The organism is Shinella sp. M31 (genome assembly GCF_049199205.1).
Classification (GTDB): Bacteria; Pseudomonadota; Alphaproteobacteria; order Rhizobiales; family Rhizobiaceae; genus Shinella.
On the sequence record NZ_JBLZPH010000071.1, the window covers coordinates 17,855 to 36,907 of the forward strand.

Consider the following 19,053-nt stretch of genomic DNA (forward strand, 5'->3'; position numbering starts at 1 on the left):
ATGAGCGGCCATCTCCTGAAGAACTGCGCCGCCGTGATCGTCAACGATGGCAGCGGCCCCAAGGTCCGACGCAATGTCGACCTCCTCACCGAGGGACCCGCCATCAAGGCCATCGGCGAGAACCTGCCAGCCGGCCTGGGCGTTCAGGTACAGGACGCGACCGGCTGGTTCGTCTATCCCGGCCTCGTCAACACGCATCACCATTTCTTCCAGTGCTTCGTGCGCAACCGCGCCGATCTCGACTGGACGAAACTGTCCGTCATCGAGTGGCTGGACCGCATCTATCCGATCTTCTCGCAGCTCAACGAGGAATGCTTCTATCATTCCTCCGTCACGGCCATGGCCGAGCTGATCAAGCACGGCTGCACCACCGCCTTCGACCACCAGTACAATTTCCCGCGCCATGCCGGAAAGCGGCTGATCGACCGGCAATTCGAGGCGGCGAACCTTTTGGGCATGCGCTTCCACGCCGGCCGCGGCGGCAACACGCTGCCGAAATCCGAGGGATCGACCATTCCCGACGCCATGCTGGAGACGACGGACGAGTTCATCGCCGATTGTGCCCGCTTGATCGACACCTATCACGACGCAAAACCCTTCAGCATGCGCCAGGTCGTCGTCGCGCCCTGCCAGCCGGTCAACTGCTACCGCGAGACCTTCGTGGAATCCGTGGCGCTGGCGCGTGACCGCGGCGTCTTCCTGCACACCCATGTCGGCGAGGGCGAAAGCCCGGTCATCGCGGCACGTCATGGCAAGCGGACTGTCGACTATCTGGAGGAGCTGGGTTTCACCGGTCCGGACGCCTTCTACGCTCATTGCTGGGAACTGACGCATGACGAGCTGAAGACCATGGCGGCGAGAGGCACCGGCGTTTCCCATTGCCCGGAGCCGGTCTATCTCGTCGGCGCCGAGGTCACCGACATTCCCGCCATGGCCGCCTTCGGCCTGCGCGTCGGCCTCGGCTGCGACGGCGCTGCCTCTAACGACAATTCCAACCTGATGCACTGCCTGCATTCGGCCTATATGCTGCAATGCCTCGTCGCCTCGACGCGCGAGCATCCCGTGCCCGATCCGGCCGATTTCCTCGGCTATGGCACAACGGGCGGCGCGAGCCTGCTCGGCCGGCCGGATATCGGCCGGCTGGCACCCGGCATGGCTGCCGACCTCTTCGCCATCGACACGCGCCGCATGGACTATGTCGGCACGCGTCGTGATCCCATAAGCCTCATCCCGCGCGTCGGCATCGGCATGGCAACGGACATGACGATGATCAATGGCCGCATTGTCTGGCAGGACGGTGAATTCCCCGGCCTCGATGAGGCCAAGCTCGCCGCCGACGCAGAAGCGGCACTCGCCACCGTAGAATTCTAAAAAACCAACCAGAGGGAACCATCATGACCAACCTGACCCGCAGAAACCTGATGAAGGCCGCGGCCGCCACCGGCCTTGCCGGCGCGCTCGGCAGCCGCCTCGCCTTTGCCGCCGACGAGCCGCTCGGCATCACGCTCGTCGTGCCCTCGCCGATCGGCGACGTGGGCTGGGGTCACGCGCTTTCCGCCAGCCTGGAACCGGTGAAGGCCAAGTACGGCGACAAGGTGAAGGTCACGGTGCTGGAAAACATCATGGAAGGCCCGGATGCCGACCGCATAATGACCAAGACGGTAGCCGACGGGAACAAGTTCCTGATCGCCGGCTCCTTCGGCTACCAGAACGGCGCGCTTCAGGTCGCCCGCCGCGACCCCGGCGTCACCGTGCTGCACGCCTCCGGCTTCCAGGTCGCGCCGAACTTCTCCCCCTTCGCCGCGAAGTATTTCCAGGGTACCTACCTGCTCGGCATGGCCGCCGCCGCCGTCTCGAAGACCGGCAAGCTCGGCTCCGTCTCGGCCTTCGCCATTCCCGAACTCATCACCTCGATCAACGCCTTCACGCTCGGCGCCCAGGCCGTGAACCCGGATATCGAAGTCTCCGTCGTCTGGGTCAATTCCTGGTTCGATCCGGCCAAAGAGCAGGAAGCGGCAAAGGCACTGATCGCGCAGAAATGCGACGTGATCTTCTCCAATGCGCAGGATACGCCGTCGGTTGTGGCGGCCTGCGAAGATGCCGGTGCCTATTCCTTCAACCTGAATTCCTCGATGAAGAAATACGCCGAGAAGACCTATCTCGGCTGCGTCGCGACCGACTGGTCGCCGTTCTTCCTGGCCTCGGTCGAAGCGCATCTGGCCGGCACCTTCAAGGGCGCCAATGCCTTCCTCGGCGTGGCCGACAAGGTGGTGCAGGTCACGGACTGGAATCCCGCCATCCCGGCCGACACGATGACGAAGATCAAGGAAACCGAGGCCAAGATCGCCGACGGCAGCTTCTCGCCCTTCGCCGGCCCGATCGCCAAGGCGGACGGCAGCGAGGGTGTCGCGGCCGGCGCCGTCATGACCGACCCCGAGATCATCGCGATGGACTGGCACGTCAAGGGCGTCGCCACCCCGCTGCCGAAGTAAGTCCATGACCCCGCCCCTCCTGTCGCTGCGCGGCATCTCGAAGAGCTACGGACCGATCAAGGCCAACCAGGGTATCGACCTTGACGTGGCCGACCGGTCGATCCATGCGATCCTCGGCGAGAACGGGGCGGGCAAATCGACGCTGATGAAACTCATCTACGGCGTCGAACAGCCGGACGACGGCACAGCCACCTGGCAGGGCGAGCCTCTCGCCCTCGCCTCCCCCGCCGAGGCGCGGCGGCAGGGCATCGGCATGGTCTTCCAGCATTTTTCGCTGTTCGAGACGCTGACGGTGGTGGAAAACATCCGCCTCGTCGTGCCGGGCAAGAAGGCCGAGCTGACCAAGCGCATCCGCACGCTCGGCCGCGATTTCGGCCTGGAGGTCGATCCGCTGGCCCATGTGCACGCACTCTCCGTCGGCGAGCGCCAGCGGGTGGAGATCATCCGCTGCCTGATGACCAATCCGAAGCTTCTGATCCTCGACGAGCCGACCTCGGTCCTGCCGCCGCAGCTGGTGGAAAAGCTCTTCGACACGCTGCGGCGCCTGCGCGACGGCGGCGTTTCCATTCTCTTCATCTCGCACAAACTCGAAGAAATCCGGGCGATCTGCGACCGCGCGACGATCCTGCGCGCCGGCCGCGTGACCGGCAATGTCGATCCGCGCGAGCACGATGCGCATGATCTCGCCCGCATGATGATCGGCCGCGACATGACCGAGCCGATGCCGGCCGAGCCCCGGAGCGGCGGCGACAAGCAGCTCGAGATCATCGGCCTCGACCATACGCCCGACGATCCCTTCGCCGTGCCGCTCGCCGATATCAATCTGACGGTGCGTGCCGGCGAGATCCTCGGCATCGCCGGCGTTTCCGGCAACGGCCAGAGCGAGCTCGCAGCTTTGATCTCCGGCGAGGCACGGCTCTCCCGCCATGAGAAGGATCGTATCTTCATGATGGGCGCCGATGTCGGCCAGCTCGGTCCGGCGGCGCGCCGCGCGCGCGGCTTCGCCTTCGTGCCGGAAGACCGGCTCGGCCGCGGCGCGGTGCCCGAAATGTCGCTGGTGCTGAACGGGCTGCTCACCGCCCATCCGCTGAAACTCCTGAAAAACGGCCTGGTGGATCAGGCGCAGGCCACTGCTTTTGCCGAAACCTGCATCCGCGACTACGACGTGCGCACGCCGGGCCCGCAGGCGGAAGCCGGGGCACTCTCCGGCGGCAACCTGCAAAAATTCATCGTCGGCCGCGAGATCATGCTGGCGCCGAAACTGCTCTTCGTCGCCCAGCCGACCTGGGGCGTCGATATCGGTGCCGCCTTCGCCATCCGCCGCCGGCTGATCGCGCTGCGCAATGCCGGCATGGCGATCCTCGTCATATCGGAAGAGCTGGAAGAACTGTTCGAACTCGCCGACACGATCCAGGTGCTCTATCACGGCCGCCTCAGCCCGCCGCTGGTGACGCGCGACACCAGGCCGGAAGAGATCGGCCGCTACATGATGGGCGCAAAGCCGGAAAAGGCCGACGCATGAGCATGACGCATTTTCTGCCCAATCTCGTGCGCCGCGAACGCGCCTCGCGCAAGGCGATGCTGCTTGCGCCGCCGCTGGCGCTCGCCGCCGCGATCCTGCTCAATCTCGCGCTCTATGTGCTGATGGGCCGCGATCCCGCGGCCGTCGTGCATGCCATGCTGCTGGAACCCTTCATCTCGTGGTCGTCGTTTTCCGAGGTGCTGTTGAAGACCGGGCCGCTGCTCCTCATCGCCCAGGGTCTCGCCATCGGCTTCCGCGCCAAGGTGTTCAACATCGGCGCGGAAGGGCAGTTCATCCTCGGCGCGATCTTCGCTTCCGCCATCCCGATCTGGTTTCCGCAGGCGACGGGCGGCTGGATCTGGCCCGCCATGCTGCTGATCGGCGCCATCGGCGGCGCGCTCTGGGCCGGCATCACCGCCTTCTGGCGCGTGCGGCTCAACGCCAACGAAATCCTCGTCTCGCTGATGCTGAGCCTGGTGGCTGCGCAAGTGCTCTATTACCTGCTGCTCGGCCCCTGGAAGGATCCGAACGGCTTCAATTTCCCGCAATCCGTGATGTTCCAGTACGACGCCATGGTGCCGACGCTGTTTGCCGGCACGCGCGTCAACGTCTCGCTTCTGATCGCGCTCGCACTCTCGCTCGCCGCCTGGGTCTTCATGCAGAGAAGCTTCATGGGCTACAAGCTGCAGGTCGGCGGCCTTGCGCCGCGCGCGGCCGGCTATGCCGGCTTCAGCGAAGGCGGAGCGATCTGGCTGTCGCTGCTGATCGGCGGTTTCGCCGCGGGCCTTGCGGGCGCGGCGGAGGTCGCAGGCCCCCTCGGCCAGCTTCAGCGTTCGATCTCCACCGGCTACGGCTATTCCGCGATCATCGTCGCCTATCTCGGCGGCCTGCACCCCATAGGCATCGTCGTCTCCTCGCTTGTCATGGCGGCGATCTCGATCGGCGGCGACAATGCCATGGTCTCGGCAAACCTGCCGATCGCCGCCGTGCGCGTCTTCCAGGGCAGCCTGCTGCTCGCCTATCTCGTCGCCGTCGCCTTCGTGCGCTATCGCCTCGAATGGCCGCATGTCACCGCGCGGAGCCCGTCATGAACGCCGTCGAATTCATCCTCGCCGGCATGCTGGCGGCGGCAACGCCCTTCCTGCTCGCAGCCCTCGGCGAACTGGTCGTCGAGCGCGCCGGCGTGCTCAATCTCGGCGTCGAGGGGCTGATGGCCTTCGGCGCGGCCATCGCCTTCATCATCGTCTATCACGGCGGCGGGCATTTCATCGCTTTCGTCGCCGCCGGGATCTGCGGCGCGCTGCTCTCGCTCGTCTTCGCCCTTATCGCGCTCGGCTTCCGCGCCAACCAAGTCGCGACGGGACTTGCCATCGGTATCCTCGGCCAAGGCCTGTCGGCCCTTTTCGGCAAGAGCTACGAGAGCCTGACGGTGAAAGGGCTCCCGAAGTTCGGTATTCCAGGCCTTTCCGACCTGCCCGTCATCGGCGGCCTCTTCGTGCAGGACCTCGCCGTTTGGCTGTCGCTTCTGGCGACGCTCGGCATCTGGGCGACCTTCGCCTTCACCAAGACGGGCCTCGTCATTCGCGCCGTCGGTGAAAATCCGAAGGCCGCGCATGCCATCGGTTATCCGGTCATCGCCGTGCGCGTCGCCGCCGTCGCCTTCGGCGGCATGATGGCCGGTTTTGCCGGCGCCTATGCCTCGGTGGTCTATACGCCGCTCTGGGCCGACGGCATGATCGCCGGCCGCGGCTGGATTGCGATCGCCCTTGTCGTCTTCGGAACCTGGCTGACGGGCCGCGTCTTCCTCGGCGCCTGCCTGTTCGGCGCGGTCTCGCTGATGAGCCTTGCCGCCCAGACGACCGGCCTCGATCTGCCCTCGCAGCTCCTGTCGAGCCTGCCCTATATCGTCACCATCATCGTGCTCGGCATCATCTCCGCCGACCGCCGCCTGCTCAAGCTCAACGGCGTGGCTTCGCTTGGAGAACCCTTCGAACGGTGATTTTCATGCTGCTGGCGAACAATATTCCATTTAGGGCCACTGATAGGCCGCCGACGGGCTTGAATGGATTTGCATCACGCGTAAGACTATAATCCATAGGATTGTTCTCGGCCTTGCCAACACAACGCGAATAAGCGGTTGCAGGGGCGCAGGACGATGCTTAAGCTACAGCAGTGGCCACAACGGCACTGAGATCACGAGGATAACATGGCAACCGGCACCGTAAAGTTTTTCAACCAGGATAAGGGCTTCGGCTTCATCACTCCCGACAATGGCGGGGCAGACGTTTTTGTCCATGTATCCGCAGTGCAGGCAGGCGATTCGCTCCGCGACGGCACGAAGGTCAGCTACGACATCGGCCAGGACCGCAAGACCGGCAAGTCGAAGGCCGAAAACGTTCGCTTGGTTTAAGCGTGACTTTGGGGGGACGGCTCGCCGTCCCCTTTCCACCGCGCGTCCACAGGGCGCCGGCCAGACAGGGCAATAGCCGCCGTCAACCATGAGCGATTCGACGCTCCGGAATGTCAGTGCGACATTCCCTCTCTTGCCGATGTCCACGGCATGTAAACAACCCCCTTTCCACCATGCGTTTCGGCTCCAGGCAGCGATCCAATTCTGCGCGCCGTTTGTGGGGCCAGCAAATCGTCTGTATGTTCCGTTACATGATCGACCATCGCGGGGAGATGAGTATGCACAGCAGGGGGCAGTGTTTGCCGCTTTTCGCTCGACCATTCGTATGGACGGTCCTGAGCGTCCTCGCTCTCGGCTTTGACACACCGATGGCGCTGGCTGCGCAAGACGACTGCGGTTCCCAGGGCGCCGCTATCGTCAAAAATGCCTATCCGGCAGCGCAAGAAATCCCCGACCAAGGTTTCGAGGTCGATGGTGCGACCATCAAGGTCTCCGCGAGCGCCGACGACGACCCGCATGCCGTCGTCTGCCGGGTCTGGCCGGCTCGGCCCGAACTCACGCTGGTAGCCGTGCCGCTGATGACACGTCAATCCGATGACAGCAACGAGGGCGATCTCGAACTGCTCGTCGTCAACAGCAGCGATTCCGCGGTCAGGCAACGATTGCGCCTGCCGCATCTCATGAACGATGATGCCCTGTACATTTCCAGCATCGCATTCGATACGGCGCGCTATCGCCTGGCCCCCGGCAATATGGCCTTCGGGCTGCGCGTGTCGCTGCGGGGCAGCTCACGCCCAAATCCCTTCGGCGAAACGACGCTCTGGCTCTTCCGGATCGACGACAAGGAGCGCCTCGCGCCCGTACTGGACAGCCTCATCGTCTCAAGCAACCAGGGGGAATGGGATACGAACTGTGCCGGCGAGTTCCACACCACCGAGCGCACTCTCTCCATGGTGCCCTCCGCCGGGAATGCCATCGCCGATATCGTGGTCGACGAGACCAACACGACGACCATCAGCAAACCGGACAAGGATGGCACGTGCACCGATACCGGGACGGAAAGCAGCAACAGCTACCGGCTACACTATGAAGCCTCCGCTTATCGTGCTCCGGAGGGGCTGAAGCGACCCGAGTAGGTTCGGCGTTCCGCGTTCGCCGACAATGGGATATCCTCGGTCCCGCCGCCATGCTACGACGCGCCCGAACAAGGCCGTGAGATACTCCGATGCTTCCCTGGATCCAGCTTGATCGTGCAACCATTCCCGGTGATGGCGGTGAGCTGCGCCTGAAGCAGCGCGGCAGCGAATTTTCCATCATGCTCGGCTCCACGGAGCTTATGAACAGCAGGCTGAGCGGTTCGGAAGAAGCCTTGGCGACGCTGAGCTGCGAGCGCATTGCCGGCCGGAAGAACGCCCGCATGCTGATCGGCGGTCTCGGTATGGGCTTCACCTTGCGGGCGGCTCTCGGCGCGTTGCCGCAAGATACGTCGGTCGTCGTCGCCGAACTGGTGCCGGCCGTCGTCGAATGGGCGCGCGGACCGATGGCGGACCTGCATGCCGGCACACTCGACGATCCCCGTGTCGATATCCATGTCGGCGATGTCGGCGCCCTCATTCGCACGAAGACGGGCGCCTTTGACGCCATTTTGCTGGATGTCGACAACGGCCCCGATGGGCTGACGCGCGCCTCCAATGACGGCCTCTACAGCCAAAAGGGCCTACGCGCCGCCAAGGCCGCCCTGCGTCCGAACGGCGTGCTCGCCGTGTGGTCGTCGGCACCCGACAGCGCCTTTACCCGCCGATTGGGCGAAGCGGGTTTTGCCACCGACGAGGTGCGCGTGCGCGCCAGCACCAAGAACAGCGGCGCCCGCCATGTCATATGGATGGCGACCAAACGATAAACGCCCTGCGTTATGATTGTCAGGCTCGAACCCGGAAGAAACCGAATGGATGAGCAATCGGAAGTGATGACGATATCCAGCCGCAGCGATTTCGCCCAATGGGCCATTGAGCGCGCCAAGGCAATCGTCGCGGAGGAAGGTGGAAACCTGGCGCTTGCCGCCCGCGACGGCGACGATGCGCAAATCGCCGATACGGCGAATGCATTGGGCCAGGCCATCGTCACCGCGCTTGTCGAGGTTTTCGACGGACTGGTTTCGCCGGAATAGTCGCCTCCTTGCCATGACTTTCCCCGCGACAGAACGGGATACAGTTTTGCATACTATTTTATCGAACGAAGCACCTCGAAAGCAGACTTTTGATTTTCGGATGCGCCGCCGACTGGGCGTTCTGTTTTACGCATCGACTTTAAGGATCCCACGGCGATAGCTGCCCGGCAGGGCCTGCCGGCACTCCTGGAAGCATCGCAAAGCGCATCTTCAGATTTTCGATGAACGGTAGCGAGCGAATCCTGACAATTTACATCAGTCAATGTTTATTGACATTGTATACAATATAGTCATAGCATGATGAAGCGAGAAGCACATATGGTTCTTCCGGATGACAGACTTCAACGTCACCCGAAGTCAGCGAGAATGCCGATGAACGTCGACAGCAGGACCGACAGCCACCTCTCCCCGCGCACGACCCTCGTGCTGTCCCGGTCCGAAATCGAGGGGCTGGTGACCATGGCCGAGGTGATCGAAGCCGTGGAAGAGGCCCACGCAGACATGTCCGGCGGCACGGCCGCACAGCCGGCGGCAGTTGCGATGAAGCTGCCTTCCGGCAGCGGCGCCTTCCTGGCAATGCCCGCACTTGCCGATCGTCAGGGCCTTGCCATCGTCAAGCTGCTTGCCGACATTCCCGACAATACCGCGCGGAGCCTGCCGATGCAGCGGTCGGTGGCCCTGCTGGTTTCGCAGGATACCGGCGCACCGGTGGCAATCTTCCACGGCCAGATTCCCACTCGTATCCGCACGGCCGCCGCCAGCGCCGTCGCGACACGCCACCTCTCCCGCGCCGATAGCCGCGTTCTCGGCCTGATCGGCGCCGGCGATCTCGCCGTCGAGCATGTGCACGCCATCCGCGAAGTCCGTGCAATCGAACGGGTCGTGGTATGGTCGCGCTCGCAGGCCACCGTCGCCCGCTTCATCGAACGGGTCGGCTGCGATTTCCCCGACCTCGCGCTGGAAGGCGCCGCTGCGCCGGAAGACGTCTTCGCGGCAGCCGATATCGTCTGCACGCTGACACCCTCCCGCGAACCGCATGTAAAGGGCGCCTGGTTCAAACCTGGCCAGCATATCAACGCCGTCGGTGCACCGCCGCGTCCGGACCATCGCGAAATCGACTCCGCCGGCATGGCGCGGGCTCAGGTCTTCCTCGACAGCCTGCCCATAGCCATGCACGATTCAGGCGACTTGCTTTTGGCCATTGCAGACGGTGCCATCACCGCAGAACAGGCCTCCACCGAAATCGGCGACGTGATCACCGGCGCCGCCACGGGCCGAACGTCTGCGGAGGACATCACCCTGTTCAATTCCGTGGGTCTCGCCATTCAGGATCTCGCGATCGGCAACCTGATCGTCGCCAGCGCCCGCGCGAAGGGCATCGGCCGGGAAATCGACCTCACAGCCTGAGGCCGTAACGGCACGAAAAACCACGCTCTGGAGAAGAGCGGGACTGCTTGGGGGGTAGGATTCGCCTTGCGGATCGACCGCGCGACGGTCGGCATCGCGCAGCAATATGCCTTATGACTACGGCGCGGTCGCAATCGTCTTCTGCATCCCGCATTCCTCGACCAGCGTGAAGAGAGGCTCCAGAAGTGTGGTGATGCCGGATCGACGAGCCGAAGATCCGATGTCACCACACATCTCTCACTTTTGGAACATGGGGCGCGGCGTCGCCCCGCCCGTTGTCAGGCAGCCTTTGCCTTGGCGACCGTTTTATTGATCGCGGTCACAGCAAGGTTCGTCAGCTTGTTGTTCGTCGCCTTCTCCTGGTCGAGGATTTCGCTGAGAAGCTTGTGCGCCTCATCATGGCCGAGATCCTTCGCCCATTCGCGCAGGGAACCATAACGGGCGATTTCATAATGCTCGACAGCCTGGCACGCAGCCAGAAGCCCGGCATCCAGCGCCGTCCCCTCGGCTTCCTTCATCAAGCCATCGGCTTCCTTGATCAGTCCCTCGATGGCGTCGCATTTTTCGCCGGAGGCCTTCTTGCCGATGGACTTGAACACCTGCTCCAGCTTGGTGATCTGCTCTTTGGTTTCGGCAAGATGCTCTTCCGCCGCCTTCTTCAACTCAGGGCTCTTGGCCGCCTTGGCGACCTTCGGCAGCGCCTTGGTGATGGCGTTTTCAGCGTAGTAGACGTCCTGCAGCGTATGCTCGAAAATATCGGATAGCGATTTCATGGTGTTTCTCCTTCCGCATGAATGCGCCGGAGAAATCAACGAGGAGCGTAATCGTTCCGCGACCGCGAGAATTGTCTTGCATGCGCAGGGCTAGCCTTTCCTGTTTCTGGCGAAGGTCTGGCGGGCTTGCTTGATCGCGTCATGGTGCTTCTCCGCCCAAATCCAGACGCCGCAAAACGCCTGGCTCAAGCTTTCGCCGAGCGGCGTCAGCGTGTAGTCGACATGCGGCGGGATGACGGGATGCACAGTGCGATGAACAAGGCCGTCCTCCTCCATGCGCCGCACCGTCTGGGTCAGCATTTTCTGGCTGATGCCGCCGACGGCCTTTCCGAGCTGGGTAAAGCGCAACGTTCCCCGTTCCTGCAACGCCTCCAGGATGAGCATCGTCCATTTGTCGGCGACCTTACCGATGATGTCCTCGACGAGCGCCTCGATTTCCGGATCGACATGCTCGGGAACGGAACCGCGCAGCTGTTCTTCCATTTCAGGATCTGCGATTGCCCGGCGCATCAGACACTCTCCTTTTGGTGCGTACAACTCTTTTCGGTGCCTACTTTGGAATGGAGAGTATGACCCCTAATTTTCTGAAGAACAACAGCAACGAGGTTTACATCCATGCAGGCAAGCAACAACACCATTCTCATCACCGGGGGCGGCTCGGGCATCGGCGAGGCACTCGCCCATCGGTTCCACGATCTCGGCAACACCGTCATCATCGCCGGACGGCGGCTTGAGACGTTGCAGCAGGCTATCGGAGATCGTCCGAACATCCACGCCCTTCCGCTCGACATCGACAGTGCGGAAAGCATTTCGGCATTTGCCAAGACGGTCATCGCCGATTTTCCCAGCCTGAACGTACTGATCAACAATGCCGGCATCATGCGCATGGAGGCGCTGGAAGCATCGCGTGATCTCGCGGACGCGGAAACGACGATCACCACCAACCTGCTCGGCCCGATCCGCCTGACCAATGCGCTCATCGACCATCTGAGCACGCAATCCGATGCCGCGATCGTCAATGTCAGCTCAGGTCTCGCCTTCGTGCCTTTGACGGCGACGCCGACCTACTCCGCCACGAAGGCCGCCATTCACAGCTACACAGTCTCGCTTCGCGAGGTCCTGAAAGGCAGGATAGAAGTGATCGAACTGGTGCCACCGGCCGTTCAGACCGAACTCACACCGGGCCAATCGACACGCGAGGGATATCTTCCGCTCCGGGACTTCATCGATGAGGTCATGGCACTTTTCCAGCAGCAGCCCACGCCGCCGGAAATTCTTGTGCAACGCGTCGGCTTCCTGCGAAACGCCGAGGCGGAACAACGCTTCGACGCCACTGTCGCAGCGCTCAACGACTTTGCCCGCAAGGCCCGTGCGGACACGTGAAGCAAGGGCTCACGCCCGGGGATCAAGGCGCCCGATATCCGGGCGCCTTCATGCTTGCCTCAATCGAGCAGTTCGGCCGGCACCTTGCCGCCATTATCGGCCAGGGCCTTCATCAGCGCCTTGTGCAACCACACATTCATCGTTGCGGAATCGTTCTTGTCGCCTTTGAACCCCAGTTCATCGGCCAGTTCCTTGCGTGCCGAGAGGCTGGAATCCAGATCGAGCGCCTTCATCATGTCGACAATGGAGTGCCGCCAGTCGAGTTTCTGACCGTTCTTCTTCACGGCGGCATCCATGACGGCCGCGACATCGACAGAACCGGCATTTCCCGAGGTCGCAGGGTCGGAATGAGCCCCCGAAAGCGTCGCGGTGACATCATCACCGAGCGCCGGTGTCGCGACCTTTTCCGCCTTGCCCTGGTCCGTTTGGCCGCCGAGGGTGGGGGTCGCGGCCATATCTGCGGTGGCGGGCTTTTCCGCACCAGCGGTTACGGCGTGATCCGGCGCTGCGGCCGGATGTCCAAAAAGTTTCTCCTTGATGCGGCTGAAAATGCTCATTGATCGTCTCCTTTGGGTCATGACGTCGAAAGGATAGCGCCTTGCCCCCGCGTTTCAATACACGGGACACCAGCCCCGAGCGCCATCCGCGCAAAACCGCGCTCACTGATTCAAGCCACCGTCAGAGATCCTTGGCAAGGCGCAGCGCGTCGTAGATCGCCGCATGCGTGTTGCGGGCGGCGACGGCGTCGCCGATGCGGAAGAGCTGGTAGGCGCCGTCGGGATTGCGAGCGACGGTCTGCGGCGCACCGTCGAGCAGCTCGTCATAGGACACCTCGCCGAGGTTCTTCGACCCCGGCTTCAGCTCGAAATAGAGATCGTCGAGCGGGATGGTGCCGTGGTTGACGACGATCTGGTCGACGATGCGCTGCTTAGAAACGCCGCCATAATCGCTGCCGACATGGGCGATGAGCTGGTTGCCGCTCTTTTCCGCCGCCTCCAGGCGATAGGTGACGGTGAAGGTCGTGTCGAGCTTCTGCAGCGAGCGCATGTAGGGCACGAGGTTCATGGCCATGACCTCGGGCGCGAAGGCGCGGTCCGGCGTCATGATCTCGACCTTGCCGCCCGCCTTGGCGATGAACTCGGCGGCCTGCAGGCCGGCATGGTCGCCGGCATCGTCATAGATGAGCACATTGGTGCCCGGCTTCACGTCACCCGAGATGATATCCCAGGACGACACCACCAGCTCGTTGCCCTTGGTCAGCACATCGGTATGCGGCAAGCCACCCGTCGCGATGATCACGACATCGGGGTTTTGCGCCGTGATCGCACCGGCATCCGCCCAGGTGTTGAAGTGGAACGTGACGCCCAGCTTCTCGCACTGGCTCATGCGCCAGTCGACGATGCCGATCATTTCGCGGCGACGCTCGCTCTGCGCCGTCAGCCGGATCTGGCCGCCCGGATTGTTCGCTGCTTCGAAGACGACGACGGCATGCCCGCGCTCTGCGGAGACGCGCGCCGCCTCCAGGCCGGCAGGGCCGGCGCCGACAACGACGATCTTCCGGCGCACATCCGCCTTCGGGATGCTGTGCGGCATGGTCTCCTCGCGGCCGGTCGCCGCATTATGGATGCAGAAAGCCAGGCCGCCCTGGTAGATGCGATCGAGACAGTAGTTCGCCCCGACACAGGGGCGGATGTCGTCCTCGCGCTTCTCGATGATCTTGCGCAGGATATGCGGGTCGGTCATGTGGGCGCGGGTCATGCCGATCATGTCGACCTTACCGGACGCGATCGCATGACGCGCGGTGGCGACATCCTGGATCTTCGCCGCATGGAAGGTCGGGAACTTGGTCGCCGCCCGCACATCGCCGGCAAAGTCCAGATGCGGCGCGCTCGCCATGCCCTGGATCGGAATGACATCGGTCAGGCCGGGATCCGTGTCGATATGGCCGCGGATGACATTGAGGTAGTCGATCAGGCCGCTTTCCTTGAGACGACGGGAGATTTCCAGGCCTTCGGCCTTTCCGGTCCCGCCGGGCAGACATTCGTCTGCCGTGTAGCGCACGCCGAGGATGAAGTCGTTGCCCACGCGCTCGCGCATCGCCTTGAACACGTCGAAACAGAAGCGCAGGCGGTTGTCGAGCGAGCCGCCATAGGGGCCGTCGAGCTCATTGGTCAGCGGCGAGGTGAACTGGTCGATGAGATGGCCGTAGGCTTCCAGCTCGACGCCATCCATGCCGCCGGCCTTCATGCGCTCGGCCGCATCGGCAAAATCCTTGATGATGCGCTCGATATCCCAGTCTTCCAGCTTCTTTGGGAAGGCGCGATGCGCGGCTTCGCGATGGTGCGAGGGAGCGACGACGGGCAACCAGTCGCCCTTGTCCCAGCGGGTACGGCGGCCGAGATGGGTGAGCTGGATCATGATCGCCGCGCCCTCTTCGTGCACGGCGTCGGTCATCTCGCGGATCCACGGGACAATCTCGTCCTTGTAGGCGAGCAGGTTGTTGAAGACCGGCGGGCTGTCCTTCGAGACGGCCGCGGAGCCCGCCGTCATCGTCATCGCCACTCCGCCCCGCGCGCGCTCCACCGTATAGGCGCGGTAGCGGCCCTTCGGCATGCCGTCCTCCGGGTAAGCCGGCTCGTGCGAGGTGACGATGATGCGGTTGCGCAGTGTCAGGTGTTTGAGCTGATAGGGCTGCAGCAGGGGGTCGTTCGACATGCGCCAAGGCTCCGGGTTTGACGGGTTTCGCGGCAAAGCTAGGTGGGAATGTACACTCATGTCAACTGCGAAAACATTGCCATCTTTAAAATTGACATATATGTACATTTACTTGCCAAGCCAGACCGTCTTTGTTAGGAGGTTGTATGGAACAGGCAACGATCGACAGCGGCTGGCGCGGCTCCCAGGAGGGATGGCTGGAGGCTGCCTATGAGGCCCTGCTCGAATCCGGCGTGGATTCGGTAAAGATCCTGCCGCTCGCCAAACGACTGAACCTCTCCCGCACCAGCTTCTACTGGTTCTTCAAGGACCGGGAGGAGCTGCTGAATGCGTTGATCGCGCGGTGGCGGGAGAAGAACACCGGCAATATGGTGAAGCGGTCCGAAGCCTATGCGGAATCCCTGCCCGAAGCCATGCTGAACGTCTTCGACTGCTGGCTGGACAAGGATCTGTTCGATTCCCCTTTCGAATTTGCCGTTCGCAGCTGGGCGCTGCAATCGGAAGACATTCTCCAGGAGGTGCGGCGGGCCGACCAGACGCGGCTGGAGGCTCTGATCCGCATGTTCATGCGCTTCGGCTATGACGAGACGGCCGCCGACGTCCGCGCGCGGACGACCTACCTCGTCCAGATCGGCTACATCTCCATGCAGGCGCAGGAGGACATCGCGCTGCGCATGAAGCGCATCCCGGAATATATCACGATCTATACCGGCCAGACGCCGCGCCGGAACGAGCTCGACCGTTTCTTCGCCCGCCACGGTTACCGGCCCGACTGAGCCTGAAGCGAAACGGCTGCCCTACCCTTTCGACGAATCCCGCCAGGCGCGCTCGAACGGCAGACGCCAGGCATGCGGCGCGATGAGCTGGTGGATCGACTTCGGCCCCCAGCCGCCCTGATCGTAGAGCCGCACCGGCGGCGGATTGTCGAGCAGCGGTTGAGAAACCTCCCAGAGCCGCTCGATGCCCTCGGCGGTGGTGAACAGCGTGTGGTCGCCGCGCATGGCGTCGAGGATCAGCCGTTCATAGGCCTCCAGCACCTCGCCGATCAGGCCGGTCTCGCTCATAGCGAATTGCAGTGACAGCTTGTCGAGCCGGAAACCCGGGCCCGGACGCTTGCCATAGAAGGAAAGCGAGACCTTGGAGGCATCGGCCAGATCGAAGGTCAGATGGTCGGGTCCTTGCGCACCCACGCCGGAGCCCGGCGGGAACATCGATTTCGGCGGCTCGCGGAAGGCGATGGAGATGATGCGCTGCCCCTCGGCCAGACGCTTGCCCGTGCGCAGGAAAAAGGGCACGCCGGCCCAGCGCCAATTGTCGATCGCGCATTTCAGCGCGATGAACGTATCCGTGTCGCTCTCGGGATCGACGCCCGGCTCCTTGCGGTAACCGATATACTGGCCGCGCACCACGTCGCGCGGTTCGATCGGCAGCATGGAGCGGAACACCTTGTTCTTCTCCTCCGAGATCGGCGCGGGCTCCAGTGCCGTGGGCGGCTCCATGGCCATGAAGGCCAGGATCTGGAAAAGATGGGTCACGACCATGTCGCGATAGGCGCCCGTCGTCTCGTAGAAGGCGGCGCGCGTTGCAAGGCCGAGCGTTTCCGGCACGTCGATCTGCACGTGATCGATGAAATTGCGGTTCCAGATCGGCTCGAACAGGCCGTTGCCGAAACGGAAGGCCAGAATGTTCTGCGCCGGCTCCTTGCCGAGGAAATGGTCGATGCGGAAGATCTGCTTCTCGTCGAAGACCTCGTGGAGCTTCCTGTTCAACTCCACGGCGCTGGCGAGATCCGTGCCGAACGGCTTTTCCATGATGATGCGACAACGCTCCACCAGTTCGGCCTCGGCCAGAAGCTGAACGGCCGGAAGGGCGGCTTTGGGCGGTACGGACAGGTAGTGCACGCGCCGCGTTTCCGGGCCGAGCGCCTCCTCCGCCTTCTCGACCGCCTTCTTCAGCGCGCCGGCGCCGGCATTGAGCGGCACATAGTCGAGCGAGGCGGAGAACGCCTCCCATTCGGCCTGGGTGAACTGACGGGTCAGGAACTTGTCGAGCGCCTCGCGGGCAATCGTCCTGAAACCATCGACATCGATATCGTCAAGCGAGACGCCAACGATCCGGCAGCCCGGAATGAAGCCGGCATTGACGAGGTGAAACAGTCCCGGAAGGAGCTTGCGGCGGGACAGATCGCCCGTCGCACCGAAGAGAACGACGACCTGTGGATAGCCGGGGCCAACCCGTGTGGAATTCTTGCGCAAAGCACCCGTCCCGAAATCTTGAGTTACACCCTGCGGCGCTGATCTGGCCGCACCAGGCCCTCGCCGTCGCGAAGCCGTCTTCCTGTCGTCTGAAGTCGCCACAACAGATCCTCACCCGATTTGCTCGCCGAGTAGAGACCGGTTTGCGAAGGCGATCAAGCGGTGAAAAAGGCCGCCCTACCGATTGCTACAGCGCAGCCGGCACGCCCGCCGCACCGGACAAAGCCGCGCGAATGGCCCGGACCGCGGCAAGCGCCGTCCTCGTGCGCGCCGTGTTGACGAATTCCGGCCAGCTCGACAGGATGACAGCGGCAAAATCCGCCTCCGGATCGATGTAGATCAGCTGGCCGAAAACGCCTCGCGCCATATAGGCACCACGTGCGATATCCTCGATCCAGAACTGGTTGTGATAGGCGCCGGCCGGCAGCGCATCGTGATAGACGCCGCCGAAGAGCGTCGGGTCGGCGGCGAAACGCGTTGCGGCGATCCACTCGGCCGGAACGATGCGCCGACCGTTGAACTCACCGCCGCGCAGATGCAGCAGCGCGAAGCGGGCATAATCGCGCAGCGTCGCGTTGAACCCGCCGTCGCCAAGCGCGTAGCCGGCGGCGTCGACGGTAAAATAGGCATCCTCCTCCGCCCCCATCGGCGCCCACAATTCGCGGCTGACCAGTTCGGCAAGCGGCGTGGCGGTCGCGCGTTGCAGCACGAAAGCCAGCACGTCGGTCTCGATCGAGCGATAGCGGAAGGAGGCGCCGTGCGGGCACTCAAGCACCGTCAGGGACAGGATCAGGTCCCAGACATGCTGTGGCCAGTCCGGGTTCCAGCGATCCTTCCAGCCGCTGGCGGCGTCGAGCTGCGCCATGTGGGAATCGAGCGCGGTATAGGTCTCGTCGAACAGCACGCCGCTGGTCATATCCAGCACATGCTGGACGGTCGCGCCGCGATAGGCCGTCGCCTCCAGTTCCGGCAGATAATAGGTCAGCAGCGCAGCAGGATCGACCAGGCCGCGGCCGATCAGAATGCCCGCCAGCGTGCCGACGATCGACTTGGCGACGGATTGCGACAGGTGCTGGGTATGCGGCGCCATGCCATTCAGATAGCGCTCGGCAACGATGCTGCCGCGATGGAGCACCAGCAGGCCGTCCGTATAGGCCGTCTCTAAAAAACTGCCGATGGTAAGGTACTGACCGTCCACCTCGAAGGGAATGGCGTCGACAGGCTGCAGATTGACCGGCAGCGGGCTCGCCGGCCCCGGCCCGCGCCAGACCTGCGTGGTCGGCACCATGTCGCGGATATGCTGGAAGGTCCACCGGTTCCAGGGTGCGCGATCCCATTCCTGCCTGGGTATGACGAGGTTTCCAGGGGCGGCGGGATCACGGAAAGACGGTGTGCTGGTCATGACAGGCTCTCGTTTGCGGCTGGAACGATCCTCGCGCAATCATCGCAGCGAAGATAGCGACCTCCGACGAATTCCCCCAAAGACTGCGCCTGCGACCCATCATAGCGGCATCGAGCACGACCGGTCCGTCCTTCGGCAGGCATCCCGAAGGGAAGACAAGGCCCGAGCTTTTTTACCGGCCCGACGTGATCATCGCGTGGATTTTCGTCGCCTTTTCGAAATGATCGAGGCGATGCGTCTTGATCCACCACTCCGCCGCCTCCATCAGCAAATCCGGATTCTCGTTTTTGTTCGCAAAGAAGGCGTAGAACGACAGGCCAACGGCCTCGCCCTTCTTGGCGATCTTCTCATTGCAGACCGAAACGGCCTTGTCCCTCAGGGATTGCCTCAAGATTTTTTCTCGCAGCTCAACACTTGCTGCGCACCAAACATGCGCGCCGATTGCATGTAAACGGTGGAAATTTTGCGATTGCTGCGGCGTTGATTTTCTGACCCAATGGCCACGAAATGCGGCAGCAGGTATCTCC

General features: G+C 63.2%; 19 protein-coding genes. 12 read left to right on the top strand and 7 right to left on the bottom strand.

From position 1 onward, the window contains the following. The 10 genes from ACOZKU_RS10730 to ACOZKU_RS10775 all read left to right on the top strand — a co-directional run bounded on the left by ACOZKU_RS10730 (nucleotide 1) and on the right by ACOZKU_RS10775 (nucleotide 9,998). Nucleotides 1–1,371 (top strand): amidohydrolase, encoded by a 1,371-nt coding sequence (locus ACOZKU_RS10730; RefSeq protein ID WP_421578853.1) that lies wholly within the window; start codon nucleotides 1–3, stop codon nucleotides 1,369–1,371. Nucleotides 1,372–1,394: 23 nt separating this feature from the next. Then, nucleotides 1,395–2,492, top strand: a complete 1,098-nt coding sequence (locus tag ACOZKU_RS10735; protein ID WP_421578854.1) for a BMP family ABC transporter substrate-binding protein — start codon at nucleotides 1,395–1,397, stop codon at nucleotides 2,490–2,492. A gap of 4 nt (nucleotides 2,493–2,496) precedes the next feature. Continuing rightward, nucleotides 2,497–4,014 (top strand): ABC transporter ATP-binding protein, encoded by a 1,518-nt coding sequence (locus ACOZKU_RS10740; protein WP_421578855.1) that lies wholly within the window; start codon nucleotides 2,497–2,499, stop codon nucleotides 4,012–4,014. Further along, nucleotides 4,011–5,105, top strand: coding sequence for an ABC transporter permease (locus ACOZKU_RS10745; RefSeq protein ID WP_421578856.1), 1,095 nt, complete (start codon nucleotides 4,011–4,013; stop codon nucleotides 5,103–5,105). Before ACOZKU_RS10740 ends, ACOZKU_RS10745 begins: the two co-directional genes overlap by 4 nt. Next, nucleotides 5,102–6,013: an ABC transporter permease gene (locus ACOZKU_RS10750; protein WP_421578857.1), complete on the top strand. Its 912-nt coding sequence runs from the start codon at nucleotides 5,102–5,104 to the stop codon at nucleotides 6,011–6,013. Before ACOZKU_RS10745 ends, ACOZKU_RS10750 begins: the two co-directional genes overlap by 4 nt. A 207-nt stretch (nucleotides 6,014–6,220) precedes the next feature. After that, complete coding sequence (locus tag ACOZKU_RS10755) at nucleotides 6,221–6,424, top strand: cold-shock protein (RefSeq protein ID WP_117369870.1); 204 nt, start codon at nucleotides 6,221–6,223, stop codon at nucleotides 6,422–6,424. Between the two features lie 368 nt (nucleotides 6,425–6,792). Then, nucleotides 6,793–7,560, top strand: coding sequence for a hypothetical protein (locus tag ACOZKU_RS10760; RefSeq protein ID WP_421578858.1), 768 nt, complete (start codon nucleotides 6,793–6,795; stop codon nucleotides 7,558–7,560). Nucleotides 7,561–7,649: 89 nt separating this feature from the next. After that, entirely contained in the window at nucleotides 7,650–8,324 is a 675-nt protein-coding gene (locus ACOZKU_RS10765; RefSeq protein WP_421578859.1) for a spermidine synthase, read from the top strand. A gap of 45 nt (nucleotides 8,325–8,369) precedes the next feature. Continuing rightward, nucleotides 8,370–8,591, top strand: a complete 222-nt coding sequence (locus ACOZKU_RS10770; RefSeq protein ID WP_314091623.1) for a hypothetical protein — start codon at nucleotides 8,370–8,372, stop codon at nucleotides 8,589–8,591. A gap of 372 nt (nucleotides 8,592–8,963) precedes the next feature. Beyond that, a complete protein-coding gene (locus ACOZKU_RS10775) occupies nucleotides 8,964–9,998 on the top strand; it encodes an ornithine cyclodeaminase family protein (RefSeq protein ID WP_421578860.1) in 1,035 nt (344 codons plus the stop codon). Nucleotides 9,999–10,276: 278 nt separating this feature from the next. On the opposite strand, the gene ACOZKU_RS10780 is transcribed toward ACOZKU_RS10775, so the two are convergent. Both ACOZKU_RS10780 and ACOZKU_RS10785 read right to left on the bottom strand, forming a co-directional pair. Continuing rightward, nucleotides 10,277–10,771, bottom strand: coding sequence for a ferritin-like domain-containing protein (locus ACOZKU_RS10780; RefSeq protein WP_314091617.1), 495 nt, complete (start codon nucleotides 10,769–10,771; stop codon nucleotides 10,277–10,279). Between the two features lie 90 nt (nucleotides 10,772–10,861). Then, the gene (locus tag ACOZKU_RS10785) at nucleotides 10,862–11,281 is read right to left on the bottom strand and encodes a winged helix-turn-helix transcriptional regulator (RefSeq protein WP_421578861.1); all 420 of its coding nucleotides are present in this window, start codon (nucleotides 11,279–11,281) and stop codon (nucleotides 10,862–10,864) included. A 105-nt stretch (nucleotides 11,282–11,386) separates the two neighbouring features. Here ACOZKU_RS10785 and ACOZKU_RS10790 point away from each other — a divergent pair, with 105 nt between their 5' ends. Continuing rightward, nucleotides 11,387–12,154 carry an SDR family oxidoreductase gene (locus ACOZKU_RS10790; protein WP_421578862.1) on the top strand — a complete coding sequence of 256 codons (768 nt, stop codon included), beginning with the start codon at nucleotides 11,387–11,389 and terminating at the stop codon, nucleotides 12,152–12,154. Between the two features lie 59 nt (nucleotides 12,155–12,213). Here ACOZKU_RS10790 and ACOZKU_RS10795 read toward each other — a convergent pair whose 3' ends face one another. Together ACOZKU_RS10795 and ACOZKU_RS10800 are read right to left on the bottom strand one after the other, a co-directional pair. Then, nucleotides 12,214–12,711, bottom strand: coding sequence for a DUF3597 domain-containing protein (locus ACOZKU_RS10795; RefSeq protein ID WP_421578863.1), 498 nt, complete (start codon nucleotides 12,709–12,711; stop codon nucleotides 12,214–12,216). Nucleotides 12,712–12,832: 121 nt separating this feature from the next. Further along, nucleotides 12,833–14,869: an NAD(P)-binding protein gene (locus tag ACOZKU_RS10800; protein WP_421578864.1), complete on the bottom strand. Its 2,037-nt coding sequence runs from the start codon at nucleotides 14,867–14,869 to the stop codon at nucleotides 12,833–12,835. Nucleotides 14,870–15,015: 146 nt separating this feature from the next. Here ACOZKU_RS10800 and ACOZKU_RS10805 point away from each other — a divergent pair, with 146 nt between their 5' ends. Next, the gene (locus ACOZKU_RS10805; protein ID WP_314091603.1) at nucleotides 15,016–15,645 is read left to right on the top strand and encodes a TetR/AcrR family transcriptional regulator; all 630 of its coding nucleotides are present in this window, start codon (nucleotides 15,016–15,018) and stop codon (nucleotides 15,643–15,645) included. A gap of 21 nt (nucleotides 15,646–15,666) precedes the next feature. Here the strand turns inward: ACOZKU_RS10805 and zwf are convergent, their stop codons facing one another. The 3 genes from zwf to ACOZKU_RS10820 form a co-directional block, all read right to left on the bottom strand. After that, nucleotides 15,667–17,124 (bottom strand): glucose-6-phosphate dehydrogenase, encoded by a 1,458-nt coding sequence (gene zwf / locus ACOZKU_RS10810; protein WP_314091601.1) that lies wholly within the window; start codon nucleotides 17,122–17,124, stop codon nucleotides 15,667–15,669. A gap of 187 nt (nucleotides 17,125–17,311) precedes the next feature. After that, complete coding sequence (locus ACOZKU_RS10815; protein WP_421578865.1) at nucleotides 17,312–18,526, bottom strand: serine hydrolase domain-containing protein; 1,215 nt, start codon at nucleotides 18,524–18,526, stop codon at nucleotides 17,312–17,314. A 172-nt stretch (nucleotides 18,527–18,698) separates the two neighbouring features. Further along, nucleotides 18,699–18,917 carry a DUF6500 family protein gene (locus ACOZKU_RS10820; protein ID WP_421578866.1) on the bottom strand — a complete coding sequence of 73 codons (219 nt, stop codon included), beginning with the start codon at nucleotides 18,915–18,917 and terminating at the stop codon, nucleotides 18,699–18,701. Between the last annotated feature and the right edge of the window lie 136 nt (nucleotides 18,918–19,053).